This is a genomic window from Enterobacter sp. T1-1, from assembly GCF_000710795.1.
Taxonomy (GTDB): Bacteria; Pseudomonadota; Gammaproteobacteria; order Enterobacterales; family Enterobacteriaceae; genus Enterobacter; species Enterobacter cloacae.
In genome coordinates, this window is sequence record NZ_JALW01000016.1 from 53,980 (window position 1) to 67,522 (window position 13,543).

Annotated in this window: 14 protein-coding genes; 11 read left to right on the plus strand and 3 right to left on the minus strand. The window is 55.1% G+C overall.

Annotated elements, in window-relative coordinates; all coding sequences use genetic code 11:
* Positions 1 to 7: 7 nt before the first annotated feature.
* Entirely contained in the window at positions 8 to 775 is a 768-nt protein-coding gene (locus AK59_RS0107490; protein ID WP_013095728.1) for a class II glutamine amidotransferase, read from the plus strand.
* On the opposite strand, the gene dpaA is transcribed toward AK59_RS0107490, so the two are convergent.
* Positions 746 to 1,486 carry a peptidoglycan meso-diaminopimelic acid protein amidase gene (gene dpaA / locus AK59_RS0107495; protein ID WP_013095729.1) on the minus strand — a complete coding sequence of 247 codons (741 nt, stop codon included), beginning with the start codon at positions 1,484 to 1,486 and terminating at the stop codon, positions 746 to 748. The genes AK59_RS0107490 and dpaA overlap by 30 nt on opposite strands.
* A gap of 298 nt (positions 1,487 to 1,784) precedes the next feature.
* Between dpaA and AK59_RS0107500 the strand changes: the two genes are divergently transcribed.
* From AK59_RS0107500 to nqrM, 7 genes are read left to right on the plus strand one after another with little or no spacing between them, the layout of a single operon-like run.
* Complete coding sequence (locus AK59_RS0107500; RefSeq protein ID WP_029882431.1) at positions 1,785 to 3,128, plus strand: Na(+)-translocating NADH-quinone reductase subunit A; 1,344 nt, start codon at positions 1,785 to 1,787, stop codon at positions 3,126 to 3,128.
* A gap of 2 nt (positions 3,129 to 3,130) precedes the next feature.
* On the plus strand, positions 3,131 to 4,366 hold the full coding sequence (locus tag AK59_RS0107505) for an NADH:ubiquinone reductase (Na(+)-transporting) subunit B (RefSeq protein ID WP_029882432.1): 1,236 nt from the start codon (positions 3,131 to 3,133) through the stop codon (positions 4,364 to 4,366).
* Positions 4,359 to 5,153: a Na(+)-translocating NADH-quinone reductase subunit C gene (locus AK59_RS0107510; protein ID WP_013095732.1), complete on the plus strand. Its 795-nt coding sequence runs from the start codon at positions 4,359 to 4,361 to the stop codon at positions 5,151 to 5,153. Before AK59_RS0107505 ends, AK59_RS0107510 begins: the two co-directional genes overlap by 8 nt.
* Positions 5,146 to 5,784: an NADH:ubiquinone reductase (Na(+)-transporting) subunit D gene (locus tag AK59_RS0107515; protein WP_013095733.1), complete on the plus strand. Its 639-nt coding sequence runs from the start codon at positions 5,146 to 5,148 to the stop codon at positions 5,782 to 5,784. Before AK59_RS0107510 ends, AK59_RS0107515 begins: the two co-directional genes overlap by 8 nt.
* 6 nt (positions 5,785 to 5,790) lie before the next feature.
* Positions 5,791 to 6,387 (plus strand): NADH:ubiquinone reductase (Na(+)-transporting) subunit E, encoded by a 597-nt coding sequence (gene nqrE, locus AK59_RS0107520; protein WP_013095734.1) that lies wholly within the window; start codon positions 5,791 to 5,793, stop codon positions 6,385 to 6,387.
* A 10-nt stretch (positions 6,388 to 6,397) separates the two neighbouring features.
* Complete coding sequence (gene nqrF / locus AK59_RS0107525; RefSeq protein ID WP_013095735.1) at positions 6,398 to 7,621, plus strand: NADH:ubiquinone reductase (Na(+)-transporting) subunit F; 1,224 nt, start codon at positions 6,398 to 6,400, stop codon at positions 7,619 to 7,621.
* Positions 7,621 to 7,827: a (Na+)-NQR maturation NqrM gene (gene nqrM / locus AK59_RS0107530; RefSeq protein ID WP_020686315.1), complete on the plus strand. Its 207-nt coding sequence runs from the start codon at positions 7,621 to 7,623 to the stop codon at positions 7,825 to 7,827. The genes nqrF and nqrM overlap by 1 nt, the downstream gene beginning before the upstream one ends.
* Before the next feature lie 48 nt (positions 7,828 to 7,875).
* Here the strand turns inward: nqrM and AK59_RS0107535 are convergent, their stop codons facing one another.
* The gene (locus tag AK59_RS0107535; RefSeq protein ID WP_020686316.1) at positions 7,876 to 8,739 is read right to left on the minus strand and encodes a glycerophosphodiester phosphodiesterase family protein; all 864 of its coding nucleotides are present in this window, start codon (positions 8,737 to 8,739) and stop codon (positions 7,876 to 7,878) included.
* 157 nt (positions 8,740 to 8,896) lie between these two features.
* On the opposite strand from AK59_RS0107535, the gene dinB reads away from it, so the two are divergent.
* Positions 8,897 to 9,955: a DNA polymerase IV gene (gene dinB / locus AK59_RS0107540; protein ID WP_029882433.1), complete on the plus strand. Its 1,059-nt coding sequence runs from the start codon at positions 8,897 to 8,899 to the stop codon at positions 9,953 to 9,955.
* Positions 9,956 to 10,016: 61 nt separating this feature from the next.
* Here the strand turns inward: dinB and pepD are convergent, their stop codons facing one another.
* Positions 10,017 to 11,474 (minus strand): cytosol nonspecific dipeptidase, encoded by a 1,458-nt coding sequence (pepD, locus tag AK59_RS0107545; protein WP_029882434.1) that lies wholly within the window; start codon positions 11,472 to 11,474, stop codon positions 10,017 to 10,019.
* Positions 11,475 to 11,734: 260 nt separating this feature from the next.
* Between pepD and gpt the strand changes: the two genes are divergently transcribed.
* Positions 11,735 to 12,193, plus strand: a complete 459-nt coding sequence (gene gpt, locus AK59_RS0107550; RefSeq protein WP_003863205.1) for a xanthine phosphoribosyltransferase — start codon at positions 11,735 to 11,737, stop codon at positions 12,191 to 12,193.
* A gap of 104 nt (positions 12,194 to 12,297) precedes the next feature.
* Positions 12,298 to 13,542, plus strand: coding sequence for an esterase FrsA (frsA, locus tag AK59_RS0107555; RefSeq protein WP_023620942.1), 1,245 nt, complete (start codon positions 12,298 to 12,300; stop codon positions 13,540 to 13,542).
* Position 13,543: the final 1 nt, after the last annotated feature.

Below are 13,543 nucleotides of genomic sequence, written 5' to 3' on the forward strand. Positions count from 1 at the left end.
GTAATCTATGTGCGAACTGCTCGGGATGAGCGCCAATGTGCCAACCGATATCTGCTTTAGTTTCACCGGGCTGGTACAGCGCGGTGGGGGAACCGGGCCGCATAAAGACGGCTGGGGTATCACCTTCTACGAAGGCAAAGGGTGTCGCACGTTCAAGGATCCACAACCCAGCTTTAACTCACCGATTGCCAAACTGGTGCAGGATTACCCCATTAAATCCTGTTCGGTAATCGCCCATATTCGTCAGGCAAACCGCGGCGAAGTGGCGCTCGAAAACACCCATCCGTTTACCCGTGAGCTGTGGGGCCGTAACTGGACCTACGCTCATAACGGGCAACTTACGGGCTATAAGTCGCTGGAGACCGGTAATTTTCGCCCGGTTGGCGAAACCGACAGCGAAAAAGCCTTTTGCTGGCTGCTGCATAAGCTAACAGAGCGTTATCCGCGCACCCCTGGCAACATGGCGGCGGTATTTAAATATATTGCGTCGCTGGCGTCTGAACTGCGCGAGAAGGGCGTGTTTAACATGCTGTTGTCTGACGGGCGCTATGTGATGGCGTTCTGCTCGACGAACCTGTTCTGGATCACCCGCCGTGCACCGTTTGGCGTGGCAAAGCTGCTCGATCAGGATGTGGAAATTGATTTTCAGAAAGAGACCACACCAAACGATGTGGTCACTGTTATCGCCACGCAGCCGCTGACCGGCAACGAGACCTGGCAGAAGATTATGCCAGGCGAGTGGGTGTTATTTTGTCTCGGGGACCGTGTAATTTGATGCCAGCTGTGGGTGGACAACTTCGTGGCTCAGCGGTTTGCTGACCACATAACGGCCATCCACAACCGAGACGACTGGCGGCTTGTGCGTCTGCTCGAAATAGTCATAGCCCGGTTTTAGCTGTTTCCAGAAATCCGCGTAGTAAGAGTACTTGTGACGCGCCATGTTGGCATCGGTCATGCGGAACGGATAGATGCTGACCTGAACGTTTGGCTGACCAAAGACCAGTGCGCCCGTGACAAACTGGAAAATCTCATCAATGCCGGAATCGGTCATCGCGTAACAGCCGATGGACACACAGGCACCGTGGATCATCAGATACTTACCTTCGTAACCGTGCGCACGGTCAAAGGCATTCGGGAAGCCGATATTAATCGCTTTATAGAAACGGCTATCCGGTTTTAGCTGGTTACGCTGAACGTTGTAAAACCCTTCCGGGCTTTTGAAATCGCCCTGACGCTGTTTTGGCCCCAGACCACCGGAATAGTTACAAATCTTGTAGCTGTCGAGCAGCTGATATGTCTCACCCATTTTCACAAACAGGTCGAGTGTGCGTTCTTCCTTGAAGATTTGAATATAAACGGGAGATCCCATTAGCTGCTGTTTATATTCTTTGCTCACAGGCGTGGTTGAACTGTTGCTGCTGAGCAGCCCGGCAAACGACACGCACGGAATCAGGAGCATCGCAATGAACAATGCGATTTTACGCATACTACAAGTTCCTTGATAAAACTAAGACCAACTTGCCAGAACGGCAAAAGAGACCCGAAATCAGATTAATCTGTTAGGAGCGCTCACATTAGCACCGCTATAGATTTTCGCAAGAGCGGAGCTGTTAGTTTACAAATTAGTTTTACTTTATAACCCATCAAAATCGCGCTGGCTCCAGGAACTTTGCGTATCAGTTCGCAATTTGACACCTGCAGCTGAGTTTTATCTGCCCGGAAAACGCCGGAAATGGTACACTTCACGCCCTCAGAATAGTTGTTCACGGAAACTTGCTAACCACATGTTTAAAATAAGAAAAGGACTTGACCTGCCCATCGCAGGCGTGCCCGAACAGCACGTTTCGGCAGGCGCAAGCGTTCGCCATGTTGCCATTCTGGGCGACGATTACGTGGGGATGCGCCCCTCAATGCTGGTCCAGCAGGACGATCGCGTCATTAAAGGGCAGGCGCTCTTCGAAGATAAAAAAAATCCCGGCGTGATGTTTACCGCCCCTGCCAGCGGCACCGTTGTGGCGATCAACCGTGGCGAACGCCGCATGTTGCAGTCGGTGGTTATCCGCATTGAAGGGGATGAACAGCGTGAGTTTGCCCATTATGAGGCCGCAGACCTCGCGGCGTTGAGCCGTGAAACCGTTCAGGCGCAACTGCTGGACGCCGGTTTGTGGACCGCATTTCGCACACGCCCTTTCAGCAAAACGCCTGTGCCTGGCACGGTTCCGGCCGCTATTTTCGTTACGGCAATCGACACCAACCCACTCAGTGCAGACCCGCAGCCGGTTATTCTGGCACAACGTCAGGCCTTTGATGCCGGGCTGACCGTTCTCACGCGGCTGACGCCCGGGAAAGTCCACGTGTGCCAGGCCAGTGCCGGTAAACTTGGTGGCCATCCGCAGGGACAGGTGACGTTCAATGAATTTGCAGGCCCGCATCCGGCGGGGTTGGCGGGAACGCATATTCACTTCCTTGAGCCGGTCAGCCTGACAAAACAGGTCTGGCACCTTAACTATCAGGACGTGATTGCCATCGGCAAACTCTTTACCACCGGTAAGCTCTGCACAGAGCGAGTGATCGCGATTGGCGGGCCGCAGGCGGCAAACCCGCGCCTGGTGACAACGCTGTTGGGTGCGGATATCAATGAACTGCTGGACGACGAAACCAAAGCGGGTGAAAACCGTCTGATTTCCGGTTCGGTACTCAGCGGCCGTCATGCCGTTGGGCCGCAGGCCTATCTGGGACGCTTCCATCTGCAGGTGAGCATTGTGCTGGAAGGGCGTGAGAAAGAGCTCTTCGGCTGGGTGCTGCCAGGTGCAGAAAAGTATTCCGTCACCCGCACCACGCTCGGCCACTTCCTGCGTCATAAGCTGTTCAACTTCTCCACCAGCACAAACGGCGGTGAGCGCGCCATGGTGCCGATTGGCAACTACGAGCGTGTTATGCCGCTCGATATTCTGCCCACCGTGCTGCTGCGCGATCTGCTTGCCGGGGACACCGACAGCGCCCAGGCGCTGGGTTGCCTGGAGCTGGACGAAGAAGATCTGGCGCTCTGTACCTATGTCTGTCCGGGAAAATACGAATATGGACCGGTATTGCGCGAGGTGTTAACCCGCATTGAGCAGGAAGGATAACCATGGGCTTAAAACACCTCTTTGAAAAAATAGAGCCGCATTTTACCGAGGGTAAACTGAAGAAGTACTACCCGCTGTATGAAGCGACGACGACCATTTTCTACACGCCAGGTCTGGTGACGAAAGGCGCGGCGCACGTTCGTGACGCCATCGACCTGAAGCGAATGATGATTCTGGTCTGGTTTGCCGTCTTCCCGGCAATGTTCTGGGGCATGTACAACGTGGGGCTGCAGACCATTCCGGCGCTGCATCATCTGTACGATGCTCAGCAACTGGCGCAGGTGATCCAGTCTGACTGGCATTACCGTATGGCACAGTCGCTTGGCGTGAGTTTTGCCCCAGACGCGGGCTGGATCAGCATGATGACGCTGGGGGCGGTGTTCTTCCTCCCGATCTACATCACGGTATTTATCGTGGGTGGGTTCTGGGAAGTGCTGTTTGCCATTATTCGTAAACATGAGATCAACGAAGGCTTCTTTGTTACTTCCATTCTGTTTGCCCTGATTGTCCCGCCAACGTTACCGCTCTGGCAGGCCGCGCTGGGGATCAGCTTTGGTGTGGTCATCGCGAAAGAGATCTTCGGGGGAACCGGGCGTAACTTCCTCAACCCTGCGCTGGCAGGGCGTGCGTTCCTGTTCTTTGCCTATCCGGCACAAATTTCCGGCGATCTGGTCTGGACCGCTGCGGACGGCTTCTCTGGGGCGACACCGCTTTCACAATGGGCGGCGCACGGCGGTGAAACGCTGGTGAACAATGCGACAGGCCAACCCGTGACCTGGTTTGATGCGTTTATGGGCAACATCCCGGGCTCCATTGGGGAGGTCTCCACGCTGATGATTTTGATTGGCGGGGCGATCATCCTGTTTGGTCGCGTGGCCTCCTGGCGGATTGTCGCCGGTGTCATGATCGGCATGGTGCTGACTGCCACACTGTTCAACCTTATCGGTTCCGCCACCAACCCGATGTTCTCCATGCCCTGGTACTGGCATCTGGTGCTGGGCGGTTTCGCCTTCGGCATGATGTTCATGGCCACCGATCCGGTTTCTGCTTCCTTTACTGACAGAGGGAAATGGAGCTATGGCGTGCTCATCGGGGTGATGTGTGTCCTGATTCGTGTGGTCAACCCGGCCTATCCGGAAGGGATGATGTTGGCCATTCTGTTTGCCAACCTGTTTGCACCACTGTTCGATTATCTGGTCGTGCGCGCCAACATTAAGCGGAGGAAGGCACGTGGCTGAAATCAAAAATAACGACAGCATCGGCAAAACGCTGCTGGTGGTGCTGGTACTGTGTCTGGTCTGTTCCATTGTGGTGGCTGGTTCTGCCGTGGGGTTAAAGCCGCGACAGCAGGAGCAGCGCGCGCTGGATAAACAGCGCAACATCCTGGCCGTCGCAGGGCTGATGCAGGAAGGGATGAGTGCAGACGATGTGTCGGCCGTCTTTGCTGAGCGCATTACCGCGCGTCTGGTGGATTTAAAAACGGGTCAACTGCTGGATAAAGATCCGGCGAAATATAACCAGGCGCTGGCATTAAAAGACCCGCAGATGAGCATGACGCTGGACGCATCTCAGGATCCGGCGGGTATTAAGCGTCGCAGCAATCTGGCTGAAATCTACCTCGTACGTGATGAGCAAAAACAGGTGCAGGAAGTGGTGCTGCCCATCTACGGCAACGGCCTGTGGTCAATGATGTACGCCTTCGTGGCGCTTGATACGGATGGCCGCACCGTGAAAGGCATCACCTACTATGACCAGGGTGAAACGCCGGGGCTCGGTGGTGAAGTGGAGAACCCTAACTGGCGCGCGCAGTTTGTCGGGAAGAAAGTGCTCGACGACAGCGGAGCGCCTGCGCTGAAGGTGATGAAAGGGTCTGCGCGTCCTGACGATGTCTATGCTGTTGACGGGCTATCCGGGGCCACGCTCACCTCCAAAGGGGTGCAGCACAGTTTTGATTTCTGGATGGGCGAACTCGGTTTTGGTCCTTTCCTGAAAAATGTACGTGAAGGAGCGCTGAACCATGGCTGATACGGGTGAACTGAAAGAAGTTAAAAAGGTGCTGATTGGCCCACTTTTAGCCAATAACCCGATAACGCTGCAGGTGCTGGGTGTGTGTTCAGCCCTGGCGGTGACCACCAAGCTGGAAACGGCGGTGGTGATGACGCTGGCAGTAACGCTGGTAACCGCGTTTTCCAGCATGTTTATCTCGATGATCCGCCACCATATCCCCAACAGCGTGAGGATCATCGTGCAGATGGCGATCATCGCCTCGCTGGTGATCGTGGTCGATCAGCTGCTGCGAGCCTTTGCCTATGAAATATCGAAACAGCTTTCGGTATTTGTGGGCCTGATTATCACCAACTGTATCGTGATGGGACGTGCAGAAGGCTATGCCATGAAAATGCCCCCGCTGGCGAGCTTTATGGACGGCATCGGCAACGGCCTCGGCTACGGCGTAATCCTGCTGTCCGTAGGGTTCCTGCGTGAGTTGATTGGCAGCGGTAAGCTGTTTGGCATCACGGTGCTGGACACGGTACAGAACGGCGGCTGGTATCTGCCAAACGGCCTGTTCCTGCTGGCTCCAAGCGCATTTTTCATTATCGGTTTGCTGATCTGGCTGATTCGTACCCTGAAGCCAGAACAGCAGGAAAAGGAGTAACCGACAATGGCTCATTACCTGAGTTTATTTGTGCGCGCGGTGTTTGTTGAAAACATGGCGCTCGCGTTCTTCCTCGGCATGTGTACGTTCCTTGCCGTGTCCAAAAAGGTATCGACAGCATTTGGCCTGGGCATAGCGGTTACCGTGGTGCTTGGCCTGTCGGTGCCGATCAACAACCTGGTGTACAACTTTGTCCTGCGTGACAGCGCGCTGGTGGAGGGGGTGGATCTCAGCTTCCTGAACTTCATCACCTTTATCGGTGTGATTGCGGCGCTGGTGCAAATCCTTGAGATGATCCTTGATAAGTATTTCCCGTCACTCTACAACGCACTGGGGATCTTCCTGCCGTTGATCGCGGTGAACTGCGCCATCTTCGGTGGCGTCTCGTTTATGGTTCAGCGTGATTACAACTTCAGCGAATCAATTGTGTATGGTTTCGGCTCCGGGATCGGCTGGATGCTGGCTATCGTCACCATGGCGGGGATCCGCGAAAAAATGAAATATGCCAACGTGCCTGCAGGCCTGCGTGGCTTAGGGATCACCTTTATCACCACCGGTCTCATGGCGCTGGGCTTTATGTCCTTCTCCGGTGTGCAGCTATAAGGGCTAACTGATGGAAATTATGCTTGGCGTGGCGATGTTCACGCTGATTGTACTGGTGCTGTCGGGGTTGATTCTGGTGGCGCGCGCGAAGCTGGTGAATTCCGGCGATGTCATTATCGATATCAACGATGAACCGCAAAACCAGATCCGCACACCAGCCGGCGATAAACTGCTGAATACGCTTGCCGGCAACGGCATCTTCGTCTCTTCGGCCTGCGGCGGCGGTGGCTCCTGCGGGCAGTGCCGCGTAAAGGTGAAAGAGGGCGGTGGCGATATTCTGCCCACTGAGCTGTCGCACATCACCAAGCGTGAGGCGAAAGAGGGCTGCCGTCTGGCCTGCCAGGTCGCGGTGCGCCAGAACATGAAAATTGAACTGCCGGAGGAGATTTTCGGCGTCAAAAAATGGGAATGCGAAGTTATCTCCAACGATAACAAAGCCACGTTTATCAAAGAGCTTAAACTGCGGGTGCCTGAAGGAGAGAGCGTTCCGTTCCGGGCGGGGGGCTATATCCAGATTGAATGCCCGGAGCACACCGTAGCCTATGCTGACTTCGATGTGCCTGATGAATACCGTGCCGACTGGGATAAATTCAACCTCTTCCGCTTTGTCTCTGAGGTTAAAGAGCCCGCGCTTCGTGCTTACTCCATGGCGAACTACCCGGAAGAGAAGGGTATCATCATGCTTAACGTGCGTATCGCCACGCCGCCGCCAGCGGTACCGCATGCGCCGCCGGGCATCATGTCATCGTATATCTGGTCATTAAAACCGGGCGACAAGGTGACCATCTCCGGCCCGTTTGGCGAGTTCTTTGCGAAAGAAACAGATGCCGAAATGGTATTTATCGGCGGTGGTGCAGGTATGGCGCCGATGCGTTCGCACATTTTCGACCAACTCAAGCGGCTTGGCAGTCAGCGTAAAATCAGTTTCTGGTACGGGGCGCGTTCGCTGCGTGAGATGTTCTATGACGATGAGTTCGAACAGCTGGCGCGTGAAAACCCTAACTTCACCTTCCATGTGGCGCTCTCCGATCCGCAGCCGGAAGATAACTGGACCGGCCATACGGGCTTCATCCACAACGTGCTGTATGAAAACTACCTCAAACAGCATCCTGCGCCGGAAGACTGCGAGTTTTATATGTGTGGTCCGCCAGTGATGAACGCCGCAGTGATCAAGATGCTTAAAGATCTGGGCGTGGAAGATGAGAACATCCTGCTGGATGATTTTGGAGGCTGATGATGCTGACGTTTCTGGCAACCTTCGCGGTCTTTGTACTGGTCATATTCGGCATGTCGTTAGGCTGGATCATCAAGCGCAAAAGCATTCAGGGCAGCTGCGGTGGGATCTCGTCCATTGGCATGGAAAAAGTCTGCGACTGCCCGGAACCGTGCGATGCCCGTAAAAAAAGGATGGCGCGGGAGCAGCAGCGCCGAATTTTGTAAATCGCGACGTAACGATAACAGCAGGCCGCATTATTGCGGCCTGCTGGCTTATTTAGCCCATGCTTTTGCGGCGGCGGGCGAGTCGACCATCACCGCATCCGCCTGCAGCGCCTCTGCCTTTTTATAATCTTCGGCGGTGTTCACGCCCAGCAAGATAACGTGACTGTTGCCCTGCGAGCGGAAACAGTCCATGGATTCTTTATCCCAGGTGAGGGTTGAGCGGGACACCCCTTCACCAAGGGTGAATTTCTCAACCACGTCAACGGTTCTGTTCAGCTCTAGCGCGTACCAGTACTCCTGCATCGTCTGCTCTGGTGGCAGGCACTGGTGGCTCAGCGATACCGTTACCAGCCGGGAGCGCGTTTCACTGCGGGTAACAAAGCGTGGGATTGCTGCCGGAAGCGAGGCAAGATAACGGTCCTCAGTAGAATAAACCCTCACCCGCCCCAGACTCTGGGTCTCATTAAGCACCGCAAGAAGCGCTTTTCCCATCGTGGCCGGATCGGCATCAGGTGATTTGATATCAATATAAAACCGGGTTTGTGGCCAGGTTTCCAGTACGCTTTTCAGGGTGGGGATCGTCACCCCTTTGCCACGCCACGGATGGGTTTCACCGCCCCAGCTCCAGCCAGCGTCAACTGCCGATAACTCCGCAAGCGTGTAGTCCGAGATTTTGCCTGTTTTGTTCGTCAGCGCTTTTAAATCAGAAGGACGATACAGGACCGGAACGCCATCTTTACTGAGCTGCACGGTTATCCAGACTGCCTGAGCCTGATTCTCTAAGGCCAGTTTGATCGCTTGTACTGTGTTTTCTGGTGCGTCGGCTGTTCCGCCCCGGTGGGCAACGATCTGTGGGCCAGCGAAGCTCGTTCCCGTCACGAGCAGCAGAGAGAGCGCGAGTATTTTTCTCATGAATCTATATCCTTATTCACATAAAAAATTAATATATACAACAAGTTACGTGTTGTTTTTTGTATCATATTTTTATGACAAATAAGAGAAGGTAAATCTGCTGTCGCATTTTTTAGACTTTGATATACTGTATATAAATACATGTGTGGTGGTCGTAATGCGCAAAATAATCCATGTCGATATGGACTGTTTTTTTGCCGCAGTGGAGATGCGTGACAACCCGGCGCTGCGGGATATTCCTATTGCCATTGGCGGTAGCCGTGTCCAGCGCGGTGTAATCAGCACCGCCAACTATCCTGCGCGCAAATTTGGCGTGCGCAGCGCCATGCCTACCGCCATGGCCCTTAAGCTCTGTCCTCATCTCACGCTTTTACCCGGTCGCCTTGAGGCGTACAAAGAAGCGTCCCTGCATATCCGCGAAATCTTCTCTCGCTACACCTCACTAATTGAACCTCTGTCGCTGGACGAAGCTTATCTTGATGTCACCGACAGCGTGCACTGTCACGGCTCCGCGACGCTGATGGCGCAGGAGATCCGCCGGACTATCTTCCAGGAGCTGAATCTGACCGCGTCGGCAGGTGTCGCACCGGTGAAATTCCTCGCCAAAATAGCGTCCGATCTCAACAAGCCCGACGGCCAGTACGTTATTACCCCGGAAGAGGTCCCGGCGTTTTTAAAAACGCTGCCGCTCGGCAAAATCCCGGGCGTAGGCAAAGTCTCTGCGGCAAAGCTGGAAAGCATGGGGCTGCGAACCTGCGAAGATGTACAGCGCAGCGATTTAGCCATGCTGCTTAAACGCTTTGGAAAATTTGGCCGCGTGCTGTGGGAGCGCAGTCAGGGGATAGACGAGCGCAGTGTCAGCAGCGAACGGCTGCGAAAGTCGGTCGGGGTTGAACGCACACTGATTGAAGATATTCATGCCTGGTCTGAATGCGAAACCATCATTACGGAGCAGCTCTATCCTGAGCTGGAACGGCGCTTAATCAAGGTAAAACCGGACCTGCTGATTGCCCGTCAGGGCGTGAAGCTTAAGTTCAATGATTTTCAGCAGACGACTCAGGAGCACGTCTGGCCGCGCCTGAATAAAGAGGATCTCATCGCGACGGCGAAAAGGGCCTGGGATGAACGTCGGGGCGGGCGAGGGGTCAGGCTGGTGGGGTTACACGTTACCTTGCTGGATCCGCAGCTGGAACGTCAACTGGTATTGGGATTGTAAAAAGGCCAGTGGCGCGACGTTGTTCACCCTCTCCCTTTGGGAGAGGGCTGGGGTGAGGGTATTACTTAGCAGGAATCGCTTTCAGCAGTTCAGTCAGCAGGGTCCAGTAATGGCCCACGCTTTCAATGTGAACCTGCTCATCCGGCGAGTGCGGCCCGGTAATGGTTGGCCCAATGGAGACCATATCCATGTTCGGGTACGGCTTCTTGAACAGACCACATTCCAGACCCGCGTGGATCACCTGAATGTTCGGGGTGCTGTTGAACAGACGCTGGTATGTTTCACGCACCAGTGCCATCACCGGAGAGCTTGCGTCCGGCTGCCAGCCTGGGTAGCTGCCTTTGGCAGAGGTTTTCGCACCAGCCAGCGTGCCCAGAGATTCCAGCATGCTCACTACGTACTCTTTACCGGTGTCGATAAGCGATCGGATCAGGCAGATGATCTCTGCGCTGTCGTCGCCCATGGTGACCACGCCCAGGTTCAGAGAGGTTTCAACCACGCCTTTCGCGACGTCTGAGTTGCGGATCACGCCGTTTGGCGTCGCGTTTAACAGCTGAATAAAGGTGTCACGAGACTGGGTGGTCAGCGCGGCTTTATCCGTGGACACGGACTCCAGCACCACGGTCAGGTTCTTCTCTTTCGCGGACAGTTCGTTTTTCAGGATATCCAGATAGACGCTGGAGAGCTTTTTCAGCTCGTCCGCTTTGGCGGCTGGAACGGCTACCGTCGCGAACGCTTCACGTGGGATTGCGTTGCGCAGCGTACCGCCGTTGAAATCGACCAGACGCAGGTCCAGCTCAGCCGCGTGGCCCGCCAGGAAGCGTGCCAGCAGTTTGTTGGCGTTGCCCAGGCCTAAGTGAATATCACCGCCGGAGTGGCCGCCTTTCAGCCCTTTCAGCGTCAGCTTGAAGGTCTGGAAGCCAGCAGGCACCGCTTCACGGGAGAGCGGCAGGGTAGAGATAAAATCAATCCCGCCCGCGCAGCCCATGTAGATCTCGCCTTCTTCTTCGGAGTCGGTGTTGATCAGAATATCCGCCTGCAGCCAGTTCGCCTGCAGACCGAACGCACCGTCCATGCCCGCTTCTTCGGTCATGGTCAGCAGCACTTCCAGTGGACCGTGCTGAACGCTGTCGTCCGCCAGTACCGCCAGCGCAGAGGCCATACCGATACCGTTATCTGCACCCAGCGTGGTACCGCGCGCTTTCACCCAGTCGCCGTCGATGTACGGCTGGATCGGGTCTTTCGTGAAGTCGTGAACGGTGTCGTTGTTTTTCTGTGGCACCATGTCCAGGTGCGCCTGCAGCACAACCGGTTTACGGTTTTCCATGCCTGCGGTCGCCGGTTTGCGGATCAGAATGTTGCCAACCTGGTCGCGTTCAGCGTGCAGACCTTTTTCCTTCGCCCAACCCATAATATGTTCGGCAAGCTGTTCTTCATGGTAAGACGGGTGTGGAATGGAGCAGATTTTGGCAAAAATATCCCACAGCGGCTGGGGAGATAATTGAGACAGTTCAGACACGATAAGTCTCCTTGTCGATGCCCTGCAAAGCGAGTTGCAGGTCACAGGGTTAGCAGGTTAATAGTTACCACAAGTCAGGCTTGCGAGATGCAACTGAGAATACCACTTTCTCCGATGGCTGGTAGCATAAAGCATGTAAAAACTCAGGCAGAGGGCGCTAAACACTGGTTTTTAGTGCGTCAGATCTCTATAATCTCGCGCAACCTATTTCCCCCTCGAACACTTTTTAAGCCGTATAAAAACAGGCTGGGACACTTCACATGAGCGAAAAATACGTCGTCACCTGGGACATGTTGCAGATCCACGCACGCAAACTGGCCGCGCGTCTGATGCCTTCTGAACAGTGGAAAGGCATTATTGCCGTTAGCCGTGGCGGTCTGGTACCGGGGGCGCTGCTGGCGCGTGAGCTGGGTATTCGTCATGTCGATACCGTCTGCATCTCCAGCTATGACCACGACAACCAGCGTGAGCTGAAAGTGCTGAAACGCGCGGAAGGCGACGGTGAAGGTTTCATCGTTATTGATGACCTGGTGGATACCGGCGGTACCGCGGTGGCTATCCGCGAAATGTACCCAAAAGCACACTTCGTCACCATCTTCGCGAAACCGGCGGGCCGCCCACTGGTGGATGATTACGTGATTGATATCCCACAGGATACCTGGATTGAACAGCCATGGGACATGGGCGTGGTCTTCGTACCGCCTATTTCCGGCCGTTAATTTCCGTACGTAACTTTACACGCCCGGCTATGCCGGGCGTTGTTCTTTTTATCCTGCCACGCGTTACAATGGACACTATATGACGTATCCATGGAGGCAACGCAATGACGCAGGCGAATCTCACCGAGACACTCTTCAAACCCCGTTTCAAGCACCCTGAAACCTCGACGCTGGTGCGTCGCTTCAATCCGGGGAACCAGCCTGCCGTCCAGTCTGCATTAGACGGTAAAAACGTGCCTCACTGGTATCGCATGATTAACCGCCTGATGTGGATCTGGCGCGGTATTGATCCGCGTGAAATCCTCGATGTGCAGGCGCGTATCGTCATGAGTGAAGCCGAGCGTACCGACAGCGAACTCTACGATACGGTGGTGGGTTACCGCGGCGGCAACTGGATCTACGAATGGTCGAAACAGGCGATGCTCTGGCAGCAAAAAGCCAGCCAGGAAGAGGACGCCACCCTCAGCGGCAAGCACTGGCTGCACGCAGCCAACCTTTACGCCATTGCCGCCTATCCGCACTTAAAAGGGGATGAGCTGGCGGAGCAGGCGCAGGCGCTGGCAAACCGTGCCTATGAAGAGGCTGCCCAACGCTTGCCGGGCCGGATGCGCGAGCTTGAGTTCACCATCCCCGGCGGCGCGCCCGTGACCGGATTCCTGCATATGCCTGAAGGCGACGGCCCGTTTCCGACCGTGCTGATGTGCGGTGGGCTGGATTCGCTGCAAATCGACTATTACAGCCTGTATGAGCGTTACTTCGCCCCAAAAGGGATCGCGATGCTGACGCTTGATATGCCCTCTATCGGTTTTTCCTCTAAATGGAAATTGACGCAGGATTCCAGTCTTCTGCACCAGCATGCGCTAAAAGCGCTGGAAAACATTCCCTGGGTCGACCACACCCGCGTCGCGGCGTTTGGTTTCCGCTTTGGGGCGAACGTGGCCGTGCGTCTGGCCTATCTTGAGGCGTCACGCCTGAAGGCCGTAGCCTGTCTTGGGCCGGTGGTTCACGCTCTGCTCAGCGATCCTGCCCGTCAGGGCAGCGTGCCGGAAATGTACCTCGACGTACTGGCCAGCCGCCTTGGCATGCATGATGCTTCAGACGAAGCGCTGCGCGTGGAACTCAATCGCTATTCGTTAAAAACGCAGGGCCTGCTGGGACGCCGGTGTCCAACGCCGATGCTGTCCGGCTTCTGGAAAAACGATCCGTTCAGCCCGGAAGAGGAGTCACGCTTAATCACATCGTCATCTGCGGATGGCAAATTGCTGGAAGTTCCCTTCAGCCCGGTGTATCAGAATTTTGACAAAGCATTAAAAGAGATTACGCGTTGGATCGCCCAGAGATTGTGTTAAG